General features: G+C 58.1%; 5 protein-coding genes. All 5 read left to right on the top strand.

Going from position 1 to position 19,679, the window contains the following annotated elements; genetic code table 11:
- The first annotated feature begins 78 nt into the window (after positions 1-78).
- Positions 79-1,395, top strand: coding sequence for an MFS transporter (locus AC3WP7_RS04395; protein WP_058424970.1), 1,317 nt, complete (start codon positions 79-81; stop codon positions 1,393-1,395).
- A 120-nt stretch (positions 1,396-1,515) separates the two neighbouring features.
- Positions 1,516-2,295: an IclR family transcriptional regulator gene (locus tag AC3WP7_RS04390; protein WP_102592320.1), complete on the top strand. Its 780-nt coding sequence runs from the start codon at positions 1,516-1,518 to the stop codon at positions 2,293-2,295.
- A 183-nt stretch (positions 2,296-2,478) separates the two neighbouring features.
- A complete protein-coding gene (locus tag AC3WP7_RS04385; RefSeq protein ID WP_102592319.1) occupies positions 2,479-4,200 on the top strand; it encodes a ShlB/FhaC/HecB family hemolysin secretion/activation protein in 1,722 nt (573 codons plus the stop codon).
- 147 nt (positions 4,201-4,347) lie between these two features.
- On the top strand, positions 4,348-19,032 hold the full coding sequence (locus AC3WP7_RS04380; protein WP_331459847.1) for a hemagglutinin repeat-containing protein: 14,685 nt from the start codon (positions 4,348-4,350) through the stop codon (positions 19,030-19,032).
- Positions 19,032-19,517: a hypothetical protein gene (locus AC3WP7_RS04375; protein ID WP_092243291.1), complete on the top strand. Its 486-nt coding sequence runs from the start codon at positions 19,032-19,034 to the stop codon at positions 19,515-19,517. The genes AC3WP7_RS04380 and AC3WP7_RS04375 overlap by 1 nt, the downstream gene beginning before the upstream one ends.
- Positions 19,518-19,679: the final 162 nt, after the last annotated feature.

The raw sequence follows: 19,679 nt of genomic DNA, 5'->3' as shown, positions 1-19,679 counted from the left end.
GAAGGGATTCCTGATTCCTGTAGCTGACGGACATTCCCGCCGTCAGCCTTATAAAAATAAATGCTGAGGAAACCCGTCATGGCCATCGTCACGACACCCCCGCACAGCAGCGATATCAGCAGCGTGCGCTCCCTGGATGCCGAACAGACCCGCGTCCTGCACAAGGCCGCCTGGCGCTTGATCCCCTTGCTCGCGTTGGCGTATTTCTTCAATTACCTGGACCGCACCAGCGTCGGCTACGCCGCGTTGCAGATGACCGAGCAGTTGGGCCTGACCGCCACGCAGTTCGGTCTTGGCGCGGGCATCATGTTCTTCGGCTACTGCCTGTGCGAAGTGCCGAGCAATCTGGCGATGTACCGTTTCGGCGCCCGCCTGTGGATGGCGCGGATCATGATCACTTGGGGCCTGGCCGCTGCCGCCACCGCGATGATCGTCGGGCCGTACAGCTTTTATATTGTGCGCTTGATCCTCGGCATCGCTGAAGCCGGCTTCTTTCCCGGCGTGATTTTCTTCCTTACCCTGTGGTTCCCCGCGCAATACCGCACGCGGGTGTTGGCCTGGTTTACCGTGGCCACGCCGATCTCGTTTCTGGTGGGCGGGCCGCTGTCGATCTGGCTGTTGCAGATGCACGGTTTGCTCGGGCTTGCGGGTTGGCAATGGATGTTTCTCATCGAAGGGGTGCCAGCGTGCATCCTCGGTTTGATTACCTTGAAGGTGCTGACTAACCACCCGGCCGAGGCCAAATGGCTGACCGCCGAAGAACGCCATGTGCTGACCGGCATGCTCGCCGAAGAGCAGAGCAAAGGTCAGCACAGCCATGGCTTCAAGGCCGCACTCAAAGACCCACGCGTGTGGATTCTCAGCTCGATCACCTTCAGCTTCACCCTGGGCTCCTACGGCATCGGTATCTGGTTGCCGCAGATGCTCAAGGCCCATGGTGTCGAAGTCAGCATGATCGGCTGGGTTGCGGCCATTCCGTACTTCTTTGCCACTGTAGCGCTACTGATCTGGGCCAAACATGTGGACCGTACCGGCAAAGGCATTTTCAACCTGACCGTGGCCATGCTGCTGGCAGGCTTTGCGTTAATCCTGGCGCTGCGAATGGACGCGCTGGTTCCGGCACTGGCAGGGATTACTTTAGCGCTGATCGGCACGATCGCTGGCAAGACGATTTTCTACACTTTGCCGGGCAAGTTCCTGCGCGGGCAAGCCGCAGCGGGTGGAATCGCACTGATCAATTCCATTGGCGCGTTTGGCGGGTTTGTCGGGCCTTACCTGATGGGCTTTTTGAAGGACTACACCGGGTCGTTCACCGCAGGTCTGATGGTCATGGGCTGCATCATGTTCGTTGCCGCAGCAATGGTCGTCTCGCTTCGCTTCTTCCTGCGCGAGTAGTGAGCAGCGGCTGCACTTTTTTCAGAAGGGATCGGGCGGCTCTGATATTGTCTTGCGGGTTGGCGGGGTGGTTTGCGAATCATCCGCCGCCTGCGAGCGACGAATCGACAATGAGTGTCTATGACTACCGAATCTGAAAAAAACCTTTCCGACCAGGCCGCCAATGCCGAAGGCGGCGTGGCTGCCGTCGACCGCGCATTTGCCATTTTGTCGGCCTTCAGCATCGAGCAGGACTGTCTGGCCCTGGCCGAAATCGCGCGGCGGACGGGGTTGTACAAAAGCACCATCCTGCGCCTGATCGCCTCGCTGGAAAAAGCCGGGTTCGTCCGTCGCCTCACCGATGGTCGTTACTCGGTCGGCCCTGAGCCTCTGCGTTTGTCGCAGCTGTACCAGACCTCGTTCCGACTGCGCGACGTGATTCACCCCTTGCTGGAGTCGATCACTGAGGAAAGCGGTGAAACCTCTTCGTTCTACGTGCTGGAAAACGGCAGCCGCGTCGTGTTGTTTCGGGTCGAGCCCAAGCGTGCGGTGCGGGTTTCGGTGCTGGAAGGCGCGCGCTTTCCGTTACAGGCCGGAGCGTCAGGCAAGATCCTTCGGGCCTTTTCCCGCGATGCGGAGCCTGCATTGACCGAGGTCCGCGAACGCTTCTGGGCCTGTTCCTTCGGCGAGCGGGACCCGGAAACTACCGCCGTATCAGTGCCGGTGTTTGCCATGGGCCATGAGTTGAAAGGGGCGCTGACCTTGTCCGGTCCGTCCGACCGTCTGCTCAAGGAACACATCGAACATGCGGCGTCGATCCTGTTGAGAAACGCAGCCATCGCCAGCAATGCGCTCGGAGGTAATGACCGAGAACTACGTGCAGCTCTGACACGTCTGGGCGAATCGATGGTCCGTCGTTAACCGGCGAGCGACCGCTTAGGGCCGATGTTGTGAGAGGCAGCAGTCGGCCCACCCAAGGCCGGCAATACCCATTCTCTTGGAGTCGGTAGTGGTACAAAGTTGTACATTTAATTGACGCCACTATATCGCCATCTTAAGATCGCCGCTCATTGATGGCACTACGCCATATAGAGGGATCTAGAAATGTGGCGTTCTGTACGTCGGACCAGGCTCAGCCTGCTGTCCGCATTTTTTTGCCTGGGGACCGCTGGGCTGGCCCACGCCGCACCGGTGCAAAATACGCCCGGGGTCACCGACCTGATCCGCGACCGCCAGGATCGCCTGCTCGAAGAGCAGCAACGCCGCCTTGAAGAACTCAAGGACCTGCCCGGCAAAGCCGCCGCTCCTGCCAAACCGACGGCGCCTGCTGACACCCGCTGCTTCGCCATCAAGGCCATCGAACTCACCGGTGCCGACGCGCTGTCTGAACGCGAACGCAACGCGCTGATCCAGCCCTACATCGGGCAATGCCTGGGCGTACCGCAACTCAATGAGGTGCTCAAGGTCATCACCGACCACTACCTGGCCAAAGGACTGGTCACCAGCCGTGCCTACCTGCCGCAACAAGACCTCTCCAGCGGCGTGCTCAAGATCCAGGTAGTCGAAGGCAGGCTCGAAGGATTGAAGGGCGAGCAGGGCAGCGGCATCACCGACCGGCAACTCGCGATGAGTTTTCCAGGCAAAAAGGGTGAATTGCTCAACCTGCGTGAAATCGAGCAGATGGTGGATCAACTGAATCGTCTGCCCTCGAACCAGGCCCAGATGGAGTTGGCTCCTGGCAAAGAAGTAGGCGGCAGCGAAGTGCTGGTCAAAAACACCCCGCAGAAACCCTGGCGCGTCGGCCTGTCGCGTCACAACGGCGGCCAGCGCGCCACTGGCGAGCAGCAGTGGGGCGCCAGCCTGGATTGGGATAACCCTCTCGGCCTTGCCGACCAACTCTCCCTGCGCGGCGGCCACGATGCCGTCAGCGACCACCAGAAGACCTCGCGCAACTCAATGCTCAACTACAACCTGCCGTTTGGCTGGTGGAACCTCAATTACAGCTACAGCGAGACTGAATACCGCTCCCTGGCCCAGGCCAGCGGCTTCAACTTCAAGCAGTCCGGTGACAGCCAGAGCCACCAGTTGCGCTTGGAGCGAGTCGTCCACCGCGACGCCCTGAGCAAGACCTCCCTCAGCACCGGCGTGGCCTACCTGCGCACCAACAACTTCATCGAGGACAGCAAGCTCGCCCTGAGCAGCAACCGCCTCAGCGAAGCGCAATTTGGCATTAACCATGGCCGGCGCATTGGCGGCTCGTTCCTCAACATCGACCTGGGCATGCAGGACGGCATCGGCGCCTTCGACGCCCAGGCAAACCACAACCCACGGCCCGGCCAGGCGGATGCGCGCTACCGCAAATACACCGCGACAGTGAGCTACCTGTACCCGTTCAAGTTGTGGGGCGAGTCATTCAGCTTCAGCAGCCTGATGACCGGCCAACGCAGCGAAGACGTGCTGTTCAGCCCGCAACGCATGAGCCTGGGTGGGCAGTCCTCGATTCGCGGCTACAAGGATCAAAGCCTGTCCGGCGACAGCGGCGGCTACTGGCGCAACGATTTGCGCTGGAGCCGCCCGGTGACCTGGGCCTGGATGCAGCCGGTGTTCAGCGAATACGGCACCAGCCTCGGCTACGACCAGGGCGTGATCCGCCACGGTCGCTACAACGCCGAACAGCATGGGCGCATGACCAGCAATTCCCTGGAACTGTTTGCACGCGGCAAGAACGTCGCGGCCACAGTGACCTTTGCACACTCTTTGGAACGACCGGGGCCGATCACTGAACGTGAAGCGCCGATCTACTTCCGTATGGATTTCTTCCTTTAATTTTTTACCGCCCTTTGGGCATCGGGACATGACATGGACGTTTGCCAGTTCGCCTTTCTTGCGCGCCAACCTTCTGCTGCCTTGAAAAGCCGTTCTACCTTCCTGGGCTTGCCCAAGCGCGGGTTGGCGTTGGTACTGGCGAACGCCATGTTCTGGCAGCCCCTGCTGGCTCAGGCGGACGGCATTGCCGTGAGCGGACCGGGTACGAGCCTTGGGCAGGCGGGTAACGGCGTTCCGATCGTCAACATCGCTGCGCCCAACGCTAACGGGCTATCGCACAACCAATTCCACGACTACAACGTCGGCGCCAACGGGGTCATTCTCAATAACGCGACCAGCCGGACCCAGTCCACCCAACTGGGTGGCATCATCGTGGGTAACCCAAACTTCAATGGCAGCGCCGCCAGTGTCATCCTCAACGAGGTGAATGGCGGCAGCCCCAGCCAATTGCGTGGCTACACCGAAGTGGCGGGGCAGTCGGCCCATGTGATTGTGGCCAACCCCTATGGCATCAGCTGCAACGGTTGCGGCTTTATCAACACCCCTCAAGCCACCCTCACCACGGGCAAGGCGGTCATCGAAAACGGCCAGATCAGCCGCTACCAAGTGGATCAGGGCAACGTCGCCATCGAAGGCACCGGCCTGAACGCCAGTAACGTCGATCAGTTCGAAATCATCACCCGCGCCACCACCATCAATGCGCAGATCCAGGCTAAAAAGCTCACCATCGTGGCGGGGCGCAACGATGTGGACGCGCGCACGTTGAATGCGACGGCGCGTGCGGCGGACGGCAGCAAGGCACCGGATCTGGCGATTGACTCGTCGGCGCTGGGCGGCATGTATGTGGGGGCGGTCAGGTTGGTGGGGACCGAGGCCGGCGTAGGGGTGAAACTGTCCGGGGACATGGTCGCCGGTGGTGATATCCAGATTGATGCAGCGGGCAATGTGGTCATGGGCCAGACCTCGGCCGGTACGGCAGTGGCGGTCAAAGCAACCAGCGTAGAGGCCAAGGGCGCCGTGTATGCCGGTACTGACTTGTCGGTGATCACCCAAGGCGCACTGACCAATCAGCAAACCCTGGCGGCCAAGGACAGCATCACACTGGACGCTGCTGGGCGGTTGACCAACAACGGGATCATCGAAGCGGGCGTCAATGCGGATAACAGCCGCAATGCCCAAGGCGATGTGCGCTTAAAAGCAAATAGCATCGACAACAGCGGCAAAACGGTGATCGCCAGCCGTGACCTGATCATCAACGCGGGTGAGCTGGCCAACCAAGGCGGCACGTTGAGCGCTCAGCGCGATGCGCAACTGAACGCGACAAACCTGGACAACCAGAACCAGGGCCGGATCCTTAGCGCAGGAAGTCTAGGGGTCACCGCCGACCAACTGCTAAATCAAAAGGGTCAACTGCTGGCGACTGACGTCACGTTGGCCGTGGGCTCTCTTGCTAACGATGACGGTCAGATTCAGGGTGATAACGCTCTGTCGATCAAGGGCAGCGCTATCAGCAACCTTCGCGGAAACATCGCTGCGGGTAAGCGCCTTGATGTTGTCAGCAACACGCTCGACAACACCGCTGGCAAGCTAATCAGTGACGACGCACTGACCACAGTGATCGCTGGTCAACTGCTCAACCAGACCGGTTTGTTCGCCGCCAAAGGTGACGCGCGCGTGAAACTGGCCAGCCTCGATAACCGTCATGGCACGATCGTCGCCAACCATCTCAATCTGCAGTTGACTGGGCCGGTGAACAATCAGCACGGCGCTATGCGCGGTAACGTCAGCCTGGATTTTAAAGCCGGTGAGGTCGACAACAGTCAAGGCGGCCGTATCACCAGCGGCCAGACGCTTAATGCCAGCGTCAGCGGACTGGACCAGCACGACGACGGTCGGATTTTCGCAGGCGGTGATGTCAGCCTCGACCTGAATGGCGGCCACCTGAACAACCAGGGCGGTTTGATCCATGCACCAGGTGCATTGCTACTCAATAACCTGACCAGTGTGGATAACCGAGGCGGCGAAATCTCCAGTGCCCAGGCGCTGGTTTTCAAGGCTGACCGCCTAGATAACCGCAACGGCAAACTGCTCAGTGAGCAAGGGTTGCTGGTACGTATTGCTCAAGCGCTGGACAACACCAAGGGCCTGGTCGTCGCGACCGGGTTGGACCTGCAAGCCAATAGCCTGAACAACACCGAAGGCAAACTCAGTGCGCGCGATGACCTGACTGCACGTGTCACCACAAGCCTGGTCAACCGCCAGGGCGAGATCCTCGGCGCTAACACCTTACTGACCGGTGCCTCACTGGATAACGGTAACGGTTTGATCCAGGGCGACAAGCGCCTGACCCTTGATCACACAGGCCTGATCAGCAACCGCAACGGGCGTATGGTCGCCGGGCAGGCATCGGACCTGAGTGCTGCCAGCCTCGACAACACCGGTGGCATGTTCACCAGTGACGGCACCCTGAAGGCGTTGATCTCCGGTCAGTTGGTCAACCAGGCCGGGCTGTTTGCTTCCGCCGGCCTGTTGCAGTTGACGGCCGCCAGTCTCGATAACCAGAACAAAGGCCGCATCACCGGCAAGAGTGAGCTGGCGCTTTCCCTCGGCCAACTCGACAACCGCAGCGGTTTGATCAACTCCGGCAAAACCATGACTTTGGGGGGCGACAGCCTCGACAACCGCGCCGGTGAAGTGTCCAGCGTCACGGACATTGTGCTCAACGGCAGTCAGCTGGATAACAGTGCCGGTGGCAAGGTACTCGCCAACGGCGATGTGCAACTGAACCTCGACCGTCTGAACAACCAGCTCAAGGGCAGCGTCTACGCCAAGCGCAACCTGAACATAGTACTCAATGGTCCACTGTTGAATCAGCACGGCGCGCTGCGCAGTGAGGCGAGCCTGACCCTGGACATGAACCATGGCGCACTCCACAACGCCGCTGGCCTGATCAACACCCCCGGTGCGTTGGTACTCAAAAACCTTTCCACGGTTGCCAACCAGCAAGGCGAAATCTCCAGCGAACACGCGTTCTCCCTGGCTGCACAAAGCCTGGACAACAGCGAAGGCAAACTGCTCAGCGATCAAGCCCTGACCCTCACCATTGACCAGGCTCTGGTCAATATCAAGGGCGTGATTGCTGCAGCCGGGCTGAGTGCTCAGGCAGCGCGCTTGGACAATACGCAAGGCGTGCTCAACAGTTCAAAAGACCTGACCCTGGCCGTGGCCGGTGAATGGCTGAATGCCGACGGCGAAGTGTCGAGTGCTGGCACCAGCGTGATTGACGCCATGACGTTGAATAACCGCAGTGGGCATGTCTTGAGTGACGTCAGTCTTTCCCTGACCACCCGAGCCGCGTTGGTTAACCAAGGCGGTACGCTCGGCGCCGGTCAACGTCTGCTGGTGACTGCGTCCAGTCTCGACAACAGTCAGTCCGGCAGCCTGGTCAGCGATGGCAGCGTCACGGTGCAGGTGGAGGGGCTTGTGGACAATCAGGCCAAGGGCCGCGTGTTGTCCAAGGGCGATATGACCCTTCAGGCGGGCAGCTTCGACAACCGCGGTGGTGTGCTGAGCAGCAAGCAGGCACAAACCCTTAACGGGCAATCCCTGAATAACAACGGCGGTCTGGTCAATGCCGTTGGGCCGTTACGTCTGACACTGGACGTCGCGGACAACACCAAGGGCCGTATCGCCAGCCAGGCTGATCTCGAGGCCTCGATCGGCGTGCTGAAGCAGCAGGGTGGCGAATTCGTCGCCCAGGGCAACCTGAGCCTCAGCGGCAATGACTTGGATAACCGTAACGGCGGGCTGGTAGGCGCGACAAAAGCGCTGAAACTCACTGTCGACCGTGTGGATAACCGCATCGGGGAAATCTCCGGTCAACTCAAGACGCAGATCAGCGGCCAGCACCTGGACAATAGCGGCGGCAAGGTATTGGCCGGCACCGCCCTGGAGCTGACGATGGCCGAGGTGATCAACCGGGCCAAAGGCTTGGTGTTTGCCCAGGATGTAAACCTCAAGGCTTCGAGCCTGGACAATACCGAAGGTACGCTGGCCGGTCAGCGCTCGCTGGCGGTGCAACTGTCGGCTGGGCTGGACAACACACGCGGCAAGATCAGCAGCGAAGGCGGCCTGCAACTGCACGCACATCGCGTGGATAACAGCGCTGGCAGCCTTTCCAGTGCCGGCGATCTGACCCTTGCCAGCGACGGTGAGCTGCTCAACGTGGGCGGCATGGTGGAGTCTGCACAGGCGCTCAATCTTTCCAGCACTGGCTTGAATAACAGTGAGCAAGGCCTGGTGAAAAGCCAGGGTGCTGCCACCCTGGCGACCGGGCAATTCAACAACAGCCTTGGCGGTCGTGTGATCAGTGCCAACAGCCTCGATATTCAAGCTACTGACCTTAACAACGGCGGCCGCATCGCCAGTACTGGCGTGCTGAATGCAAACCTTGCAAGCCTGACCCAGGCAAGCGGCGGCGAACTGTTTAGCAGCAGCCAGATGAACCTGGACATGAATCACGGAGAGCTGACCAACGCTGGGGTGATCAACGCACCGCTCCTGGTGTTGAAAAACCTCGGCAACGTGAACAACCGCAACGGTGAAATCTCCAGCCAGAACGCCTTCACCCTCGCGGCACGCAGCGTTGATAACAGCGACGGCAAGTTGATCAGCAACCAGGCCCTGAACCTGCGCATCGAACAAGCCTTGGCCAACGCCAAAGGCAGCATCAGTGCGGTCGGCCTCGATGTGCATAGCGCCAGCCTGGACAACACCGACGGCCTGGTCAGCAGCCGTGGTGGCCTGGAGATCAGCGCTGACGGCCTGATCGACAACCAGCGCGGCAGCCTGATTGGCGACGGTGCCGTTCTGCTGACCGCCGCAAAACTGGACAACCGCGCGGGCGAAATGGCGGGTAAGGCCAAGGTCACTGTCAACGCCAATCGCATCGACAACCAGAAAGGTCAGTTGATCAGCACTGACACCCTAACGATTACGGGTGCCAATCTCGACAACCGCAATGGCCTGGTAGGCGCGACAAAAGCGCTGAAGCTGGACGTGGGCGACGTCGATAACCGTACCGGTGAGCTGACCAGCAACGCCGACCTGAGCATCACTGGCCAACGTCTGGACAACAGCGACGGCGGACAGGTGTTCGCAGCCGCAGGCTTGAGCGTGGCGGTGGATAACGTACTCAACCGTGCGCGCGGTCAATTGAATGGCCAGCGCCTGACACTGACGGGAACAACGCTGGACAACAGCGGTGGCAAGTTGCTCAGCCAGCAACCTTTGGTGGTGGACCTGGCAGGTGACCTCACCAACAACCAGGGCCTGCTGAGCAGTGAAGGCACACTGGACGTCAAGGCACGCAGCCTCGATAACACCAAGGGCAGTCTCTCCAGCGCGCAAGGCCTGAAGGTGGTTGTCAGCGATAACCTGAACAACCAGGGCGGCGAACTGGTCACCGACGCTAACTTGGTGTTGCGCAGCGCCAACCTGGGCAACCAACAGGGCACCCTCAGTGGCAAAGGTCCGGTCTCGGTTACCACCGGCGCCCTGAACAACCAGGCCGGTCGCCTTAACAGCGGTGATACCTTGACCCTGGTCGCTGGCCAGGTAAACAACGGTGGCAGCATTGGTAGTGCCAAGGCACTGAACGCTACGGTGACTGGCCTCGACCAGCAGGCCGGCAAGCTCTTCAGCCAGGCCGGGTTGAGCCTGGACCTGGGCAACGGTCAACTGAACAACCGTGGCGGGTTGATAAACACCAGTGGTCCGCTACTGCTGAAAAACCTCACCACCGTCGATAACCAGGGCGGTGAAATCTCCAGCGACCAAGCCTTCATCTTGGCTGCACAAAGCCTGGATAACAGCAATGGCAAGGTGCTGAGCAACCAGGACCTGACACTGCGAATCAACCAGGCCATGGCCAACATCAAGGGCCTGGTCGGCGCCACCAATCTCAATGTGCACGCAGGTTCCATTGGTAACCAGGGCGGTACATTGACCGGCCGAGGCGAGCTGCAACTGACCAGCGACGGCCTGCTGAATAACCAAGGCGGCAATCTGTTGGGCGGTAGCCGCGTAATCCTCAACGCGATGGCGCTGGATAACACCGCCATGGGTTTGGTCAACAGCCAAGGCTCCCTCGATATCGCGACAGACAACCTCAGCACTGGCAGCGGCGGTGAGGTGTCCGCCAAGGGCTCGATGGACTTGAAGCTCAGCGGCTTGACACTGGGCGGCGGTCAAATCGTCGGCGCGCAGGGCGTGACCCTCGATTTGAACGGCGCTGAACTGGATAACCGCAACGGGCTGATCTCCGCCAAGGGCGCACTGGCGCTGAACCGTGTGCACGCCATCAATAACCAGAATGGCGAACTCTCCACCCAGCAAAACCTGACGCTTGACCTCAATAGCCTGGATAACAGCGGTGGTAAGTTGATCAGCAGCCAAGTGCTCTCTGTCAACGCACGCACGCTGCTCAACCAGAATGGGCTGTTGTCCGGCTGGCAGGGATTGAGTGTTAGTGGCGACAGTCTCGACAACCGCAACAACGGCACGCTTTCCAGCCGCAACGGCGCGGTGGACGTGCGTCTTACCGGCGCTCTGCTCAATACCGCTGCCGGTGCGGTGGCCAGTCAGGGACGGCTGGACCTAACTGCCGCCAGTCTCGACAACAGCGGCGGTATCCTCTCAAGTGGCGCGGGGCAAAGCCTGACCGTCACCGGCCAGTTGAGCAACGGCAACGCCGGCTTGATCGACAGCGGCGCCGAACTCGAGCTGCAGGCGGTCACGCTGGACAACCAGGGCGGTACAGTCAGCGCGCAAAAGGCCCTGGCCATCACCGCCACAGACCTCAACAACATCGGCGGCACCGTCGCCGGCAACGACCGCTTGACCCTCAACCTGCTCGGTTCCCTGACCAACACCAACGGCAAACTGGCCAGCGCAGGCCCGCTGTTGCTACAGCGCGCGATACAGATCGACAACCAGGGCGGCCAGATCGCCAGCCAAGGGTTGCTGACCTTACTGGCTGGCGGCCTGGACAACAGCCAGCTCGGCACTGTCGCCGGTAAAGGTCGTGTGGCGATCACCACCACCGGCATCCTGCAAAATGACGCCAAGGGCCTGATCTACAGCCAGGAAGCCGACCTGCAAATCAAGTCCGCAGGGCTCTCAAACGTTAGCGGCGTCGTGCAGGGCCAGAGCGGTTTGAGCCTCGACGTCAGCGGCGATATCGATAACCAGGGCGGCAAGCTCCTGGCTCAAACTGGCGACACCGTGATCAAGGCCAGCACCCTTAACAACCAGGGCGGTAGTGTGGCCAGCGTGGCGGGGGGAGTGGATGCCACATTGAGCGACAGTCTGCTCAATGGCGCTAGGCAAAGCAAAGGCGGGGTAGTGCAAGGCCAGCGCGTGAACCTGACAGCGCTTACCGTCGATAACCAGCAAGGTCGCATCGCCGCCCAGGACGGCGATGCCGTTATCACTGCCAATCAATTGCTTAACGCCTATGGCGGGGTGTATGCCAAGGGCGCGTTGCAAACCCGCGGCATCTCGTTGGATAACAGCTTCGGGCAACTCTCCGCCAAGCGCATCGACCTCGGCCTCAGTGGGCAACTGAGCAACCATTCGGGGATTATCGAAAGCGATGAGACGCTGACTCTGCAGGCTAATGACCTGGTCAACCAGGGCGGCAAGCTGCGTGCCTTGGCGAGCGTGGGCAAGACGCAGTTCCAGATCGGCAACCTGTTCGATAACCGCAACGGCGTGGTCGAAACCGCCAACACCAACCTGGGCCTGGCAGCCACGACCTTCCAGAACACCGGCGGCCAACTCCTGCATACCGGCGAGGGCGATTTTGATATCTCCCTGCCCAATGTTACGGGGGCCGGTGGCAGCATCGTTACCCGTGGCGGCCTGACCCTGAATGCCGACACCTGGACCAACAGCAGCGTCATCCAGGCAGGACGCCTCAATGTGAATGTCGGCACTTTCACTCAGACTGAAACCGGGCAGTTGCTGGCGTCTTCACGCCTGGAAGGCAAGGGCGGTCAGTGGATCAACAATGGCCTGATCGCCAGTGATGGCAGCCTGGAGCTGCAACTGACGGGGCGTTATGAGGGCAGCGGTCGAGTCAGCAGTGTGGGCGCGCTGGACCTCACGGCTGCGCAACTGACCGTGGGGCCACTCGCGAGCATCGCCGGCGGCGGCAATAGCCGCATCACCGTGGGCGGCACGCTGGCGAATGAAGGCCGGATCACATCGGCGACGGACCTGAATGTATCCGCAGGTGCGATCAATAACAGCGGCACGCTGGGCAGCACCGGCAACCTTCGCCTGACCACGCCAAACCTGTTGAACCAGAACGGACTGATTTTCAGCGGCGGCGACATGGCGCTGCGCACCGATACGTTCACCAACCGGTTTGCCGATGTTTACGGCCTGGGGAATGTGAGCATTGCCAAGGATGACAACAACGGGCAGAGCACGTCGATTAGCAATATTTCGGCGACGATCGAGAGTGGCGCAGACCTGAACCTGGCGGCGGCGAGTATCGAGAACCGTAAGGATGTGTTTAAGACCACAGGTGGTCAGGTATCCAGTTACATTGGTGTTCAGTGCAGCAGTTGTACGTCGATAGTTCCGAATCGTTCAGCTGATAGTTATCTGGTCTGGGTGCAAAACTTCAAATCGCAAATTATTGAAGATTCGGCATCGGCCACGATGACGGCCGGGCGCAATTTCTTCGTCACAGGCGCAGATCTGAGTAATAAGAACTCAACCCTCAGTGCGGGTGGCAACATCAATTTTGCCCTGCAAAACTTTACCAATGAAGGTGCGTCGGTGGGTGACTACAGCCTGCGTCGCTCATACTCCTACGGTGGTTTGCATCCCTACGATCTGTCGCGCTTCATGGTGACGGTCATGAACTACAACCGTGGTCATGACCCTTACTACAATGCGCCCGCCCCAAATATTCATGTTTGGACAGCCGATGGTACTGAATCCATTGTTCGTGTGGGCCACCAGCGCAATGGTCGGGAAGATCGAGGGTCAACGGTTTATGGGCCTTTGATTCTCCGAAACTCCGACAAAGGTGTAGATCCAGGAGTGGGCGCGGTAGATGGCCCCTGGGAAATGCTCACCACCCAGCCGTTTAATAACACCACCATTGGTTCCTCGAGCGCGGCAAATGCCGTTGTTCAAGCGGGTGGGGCGGTCAGCATCAATGCAACGCAACACCTGACCAACAGTGTTGTGCGCCAGAACGTCGCTGTAGCTGGCAACGGATCGCGTGTAGGCGCTACCCAGGTCACCGGCAACACGGCGGTGATGGTCACGATCAACCGCGAACTGCCACCCGGTCTCGCTCTGCAGCAAGTCAACCCGGTGGCCCTGCCAGGTTTCACCTTGCCTACCGGCAAAAACGGCTTGTTTCGCTTGAATGAACAAGCTGCGAACACTGGGCAGGTGAGCAGTGGCGACACTGGCTCGCAGAACTGGACGCTGGGCAATGCCAACGTAGGCCTGGTGCAGCGCCAGCAACCCTCGCCCGGCGTCTCCGGTCGTACCCTCCAGGTAAATAATGCCGCGCAAGCAGCAGGTGTCCATCAAGTCGCGCTGACTGCCCGCGAAGCCGGGGCCGTCAGTGGCAGTGCCAGTACGATTAGCGTCGCCGGCAATACCGATAGCGGTGCATTGCCGCCCGGCCGTACCACTGGTATTGAAATCAGCCACGGTGATGCGACACACACGCAGGTTTCGCGTCCGGACCTCGACTTGCCTGTCTTGACACCGGCAGTACGTGATACGAACGGTGCGCGTGATAACTCCACCGCGTCCAATGCCGGCGCCACTATCAACATTCCAGTACTGACCCCGCTGGCACCAGGCAGCACTCAACCTGGCGCAGCGAAACCCATTAATCGCGTCCAAGGTTTGCCCAACAGCAGCGCCGCCTCCCAACCACATAAATACCTGATCGAAACCAACCCCGCACTGACCGACCTGAAGCAATTCATGAGTTCGGACTACCTGCTCGCCGGCCTTGGCTACAACCCTGACGAGAGCGCCAAGCGCCTCGGAGACGGTCTGTATGAACAGCGCCTGATTCAGCAAGCTGTGGTCGCCCGGACCGGTCAACGCTTCCTCGACGGCCAGACCTCGGACGATGCACTGTTCCGACACCTGATGGATAACGCCATCCGCAGCAAACAAAGCCTGGATCTATCAGTGGGTGTGTCGTTGACCGGCGCGCAGGTTGCAGCACTGACGCATGACATCGTTTGGCTGGAAGAGCATGAGGTGGCTGGCGAGAAAGTCCTGGTACCGGTGCTTTATTTAGCCAATGCCGATCAGCGCCTGACGTCGAACGGTGCATTGATTGCTGGCCAGGACGTCAGCTTGATCGCCGGTAAGGACCTCATCAACGCAGGCACCTTGCGTGCCAGTAACAATCTTTCGGCGACCGCGGGCAATGACATGGTCAACAGTGGCCGGATTGAGGCAGGCAACCGCTTGGACCTGTTGGCAGGCAACAATATCGTCAACCAGTCCGGCGGTGTGATCGCTGGGCGCGACGTAACACTGACTGCGACGAAAGGTGATGTCGTCAATGAACGTAGCCTCACCGGCTTTGGCACGGGCAATCGTAATTACTACGGTGATTCGGCACGTATTGAAGCCGCAAACTCACTCACCATTAACGCCGGGCGCGATGTTACCAACAGCGGTAGCTTACTTAAGAGCGGTGGCGATACAACGATCAACGCTGGGCGTGATATCAACATTGTTTCGACCGAGACGCGTGATTCTGGGAATAGCGGGATGGGGGCGCGCTCCTCATCTGTTACTCAGAGCGGTTCTACTGTTGATATCGGCAAAGACCTACGCCTGACGTCCGGGCGTGATGTAAGCGTCGTTGCCAGCAGAATCGAAGTTAAACGCGACCTTGCCATTGCTGCAACTGGAGACCTGAGTATTTCGTCTGCAGCGGATGAGGAACATTCCTCGAGTAAAACCAAAAAAGTAACTCGCTCGGAGGACCACATCAGCCAGGTTTCCAGTGTGCTTAATGCCGGTGGTGACGTGTCATTGAGCGCCGGCAAAGACCTTGAGCTGACCGCCAGTCGAGTCGCTGGCGGCGGCAACGTGGCGCTTGAGGCGCAGCGTGATCTGAGCATCCTGTCAGCGCTGGATGAAGACGCTTCGTTCTATTCGAAGAAGAGCAAAGGCTCGTTCGGTCGCAGTAAAAGCGAGCAACGCGAAAGTTACGACAGCACCAACGTTGCGTCTGTTGTCGAGGCGGGCAAAGACCTGACGGTCAACGCCAGCAAGAAAGCCGACGGGGGTATGAATATCGAAGGTGGGCGTGATGTCACCGTGATCGGCAGCCAGCTGAAGGCCGGTGGCGACATGCTGCTGGGCGCCACGGGCGACATCGCAGTGCTGTCAGGTGTTGAAGAGCATGGCTCCTACAGCAAGAAGACCAAGTCCGGATTCCTGGGGCTTTCCAAGAGTAGCAAGAGTCAGCTGAAAACCACGGCCAGTCAGGTTGGTAGTGAGCTTGAGGCGGGTAATGACGTGGTCGTGGCTGCGGGTAATGACATTCGCTTGCGGGCGAGTGAGGTAAATGCCGAGAACGATGCTGAGTTGCGCGCCGGTCTGGTGAAGGCCACCGGTGACATCAACCTGATATCTGCGAATGACACGGCCTATAGCCGCAGTGAGAAGTACGAGAAGAAAACCGGTTCGATCTCCGGCGGGTTTATCGCGCTTACCTCGGCGAAGAAAGCCGGGCAAGAAGCCCAAAGCAGCACCAGCGTCGGTAGCCAGGTCGTGGCAGACCGGGATGCGACGTTGCAGGCTGAGCGAGATATCAACTTGGTGGGCAGTGGCATCAGCGCGGGACGTGATGTCAGCCTCAATGCAGGGCGTGACGTCAATGTTGTAGCTGCGCAAAACTTTAAGAGCGAACGCGATTGGGCCAAGTCGAAACAGACGGGTATCGGGGTGTCCAGTGATGCCAACGGTGTTACGTTCTTTGCCGGTACCGATCGCAGCGCCGAGAAAAATCGCGTTGAGCAGCAGACTGCGTCTGCAAGCCAAATCAGTGCGGGTGAGAATATTGCGATCACCGCGAAGCGCGATATCAATCAGCGCGGCTCTGATCTTGCGGCTGACAACGACATCGACCTGAAGGCCGGGCGCAATATCAATATTGATGCAGCTCGTGAGCGGTTGTTGGTAGAGCAGCAAATTGAGAAAGAGCGCAATGGGATTAGTGCATCGCTAAATCATAACTATGGCAGTACTAAGGATGCTGTAAGTGGTGCAGGCAAGGGTGAAGACAATGTCAGCAAAGGGTCGAGTGCCCTTCAAGGCGTTGATGCTGTGGGTCATTTTTTGGCAGGCCCGACCGGCGACCTCAAAATTGGCAATAGCAGCCAAAGCACCAGCACGCAATCTATCGAAGAGACCAATCGCTCATCGACGCTCAAGGCTGGCAAAGACCTCAACTTGACCGCCAATAACGATGTGACTGTTGCGGGTAGTCAATTGAATGCCGGACGGGACATCAACGTCACCGGTCGTGATATCAACCTTGATGTAGCCAAAGGTGCCATCAAGCAAGATGACACCCAAAGCCAGAGTTGGGCAGGTATCCATGGTGGTACCAGTGGCGGCCTCAAGCTCGGCGTTGGCGGCAGTCATGGCGTTGCGAATGAAGAGGCGAACCACGCGACCTCGACTACGACCGTGGTAGACGCCGGCAGAGATGTCAATCTGAAGGCCAGTAATGACCTGAACCTTATTGGTACTCAAGTTCGATCGGGTCGAGATATCGATCTCCAGGCCGGTAATGACCTCAACGTTCGTGCGGCTCAAAATGATAGTGACAGCGAAAGCAGCAGGAGCAGCGGTGGCGGTGAGGCCGGGTTGACGTTTGGTAGTCAAGGGGCTGGGATCTATGTCAGCGTTAGCATGGGTAGGGGGGACCTTGAAAGAGAGAAACAAGGCCAACAAAACGCTTATCTATATGCTGGGGATCGTCTCGATTTCAAAAGTGGGCGAGACACCAATATTGCAGGTGCCGAACTAAGAGGGGATGAAGTCATTGGCCGAGTGGGCCGTGACCTGAATGTTTCTTCTGTTCCTGACACTGGCAAGGTTAAAGGCAAAGAGTTCGATATCAGTGCAACAGTAACGATTGGTCCAGGTGCTGGCGTCAGTGGCTCAGTTGGTTACGGTCAGACCGCAGGAAAAACCAATTGGGTAGAAGATCAGACTCGAGTGACCGCGCGCGACAAGGTCGATATACGCACTGAAAAACACACCCAGTTGGATGGGGCGCTGATTGCTTCAGACACTGGCAATCTTAAGCTGGATACAGGAACGCTTGGATTCAAAGATATTGCAGGCAAAGACAACGAGCATGGCTATTACCTGAATGTAGGTGGTACATACAAAACCGGTGACAGCACTACTCAGGATCCAAGCCAAGAGGGCAAAGGAAAGGCCGGTGATAAGGGGTGGAGTGTTTCAGGCTGGAAGTACGACAAGGAACGGGAACAATCGGTCCGCGCAACGGTGGGTTCGGGAGAGATCATTGTTCGTGATGCTGCAGATTCGGCTTCGGCCGTCGCAGGTCTCAACCGTGATGTGAACAAGGCCTCTGAGATAACAAAGGATAAAGAAAAGCGTACCAATCTCTACATCACCGATTCGTCATTAACGGCGGTTACCAACCCGACTGCAACGATCAATCAATGGAAAAAAGATGCCAAGAAATATGGAGACCATACCGAGGAAACTATAAATCAACTGATTGATCTTTTCAGTGCGGGTACAACGCTTGCGCAGGGAGGGAATCCCGATGATGTATCTCGCGCTATGATGACGAAGGCGTTCGTCAGGCAAGTGGGAAGCCGGAATGCAGAGGATCGTGCGGCGGCGATCGGAAGAGTGATTGGGGGTATTACTAGCAGAGAGCAGGCGCCGGATAACCAAGCACTCGTTGATCGCCTTACGAAGATTGCTGGTGATGACCCAAGTAAAGCCTTGGTGATTCTTGGCCTCCTAACAGCTCTGAAAAAGCCTGAATCTGGGGCAAGTAATTGGGTGATGTTGCCAGCAATGGCGGGAGCAGCAGTGGCTGCTGTAAGTGCCGCGCTGTTAGCGACAGGAGCGGCTACGCAGGAAAAAATGCGCATCGCCGCCAATACGCTTGTTGAAGCGGGTGCTAAGGCAGGTAACAGTGCTGTAGAAAATTTCAGGATCAATGCGGCACTTTGGGATTTTTTGTTCGATACACGTTTCCCTATTCACTCGCTAGATCCTAAGCTATTGATATATATCACTCCCATTCTAACAGTTGATGGGGAGCATCCGAGCAGCGGTGGTCTCGCTGGTGGCAGCGTTGTTAACCCCGCTACCAATACCGGTGGAACCCAGCTTGATGCGGAGCGGGATGATGGGAAATACGTAACGCCTGAGCATCAGCTTGATCCGGGAAATATGTATAGTGAGGAGAGTTCTAGCTCAAAGGGAATAATCAAGGCAAGCGAGACCATTGGGCAGCCGATCGAAGCTGTTATAGGTGGGCGTAAGCGCCTGTTGCGGGTTGATATTGAACCCAATGGTAAGCTTCAAATACAGTCTGGAGGCGGCAAAGACTCGATAGTAGATTTTAGACCCGATCTATCGAAACCATTGGCGCCGCAGATCAACCAGGCATTCAAGCGATTACCTCAATCAGCAAGAGATCAACTGATCAGGAACGCTGAGAAAGGATTGAAACGCCTCCAAGACACAGGAAATATGTAATGAGCGATAAATATGTCGTGGTTTTGGATGCAGGTTCGGACTTGCCCGAAAGAGACTACTTGATCAGCAATGCTTGGGGCGACGCCCCCGTCTCTTATGTTCAGGATGAGGTTGCTTTCAATGATTGCAACTTTCTAGATTTGAAAGTGAACAAATGGGAGGTCAATAATGAATGGAGTAAACAGCAGGTTAGTGAGCCTTGGATAAGGATTGAAAAAATGGAGGGTGAAGTGCTTAACGACTTCTTCCTAAGCGAAGGCTCATCTTGGCCTAAAGAAAATGTACCAAAAAAAATAATAACTATTGAACTAGATGAAGGTGGTCGTGAGGTTGATGAGATACTGCTGCAGCGACTGATAGCAGTTTTCTTTGGTCGATTCAAGGTCTATAGGTGCTCTGATAGAATTGAAGAAGTTAGCCAAGGTACTATCGACACCATACCCACGTTAGACGCCATCCATGAACGAATACGCAGGTGTGAGTAGCGTTTTTGTAGAGTATGATAACTATAGGTGGTGATTATTAGTGTCGCCTCGCGATATTTATTGAAAGTTTTCGAGTTGTAGTGGGGTTGTTGGTCCGAGTATTGTCATATGTATGTGGGGCGGGGAGTGCTCGGGGAACGGTTTTTTAATAGCCCCTCCGTA

Source organism: Pseudomonas sp. FW305-3-2-15-C-LB1, from assembly GCF_058787615.1.
This window is presented reverse-complemented; position numbering and strand designations above follow the sequence as displayed.

What these genes read in the sequence shown, in the direction of transcription:
- AC3WP7_RS04375 (WP_092243291.1), top strand. Translation starts at nt 19,032, where the DNA reads ATGAGCGATAAATATGTCGTGGTTTTGGATGCAGGTTCGGACTTGCCC.
- AC3WP7_RS04390 (WP_102592320.1), top strand. Translation starts at nt 1,516, where the DNA reads ATGACTACCGAATCTGAAAAAAACCTTTCCGACCAGGCCGCCAATGCC.
- AC3WP7_RS04395 (WP_058424970.1), top strand. Translation starts at nt 79, where the DNA reads ATGGCCATCGTCACGACACCCCCGCACAGCAGCGATATCAGCAGCGTG.
- AC3WP7_RS04380 (WP_331459847.1), top strand. Translation starts at nt 4,348, where the DNA reads ATGTTCTGGCAGCCCCTGCTGGCTCAGGCGGACGGCATTGCCGTGAGC.
- AC3WP7_RS04385 (WP_102592319.1), top strand. Translation starts at nt 2,479, where the DNA reads ATGTGGCGTTCTGTACGTCGGACCAGGCTCAGCCTGCTGTCCGCATTT.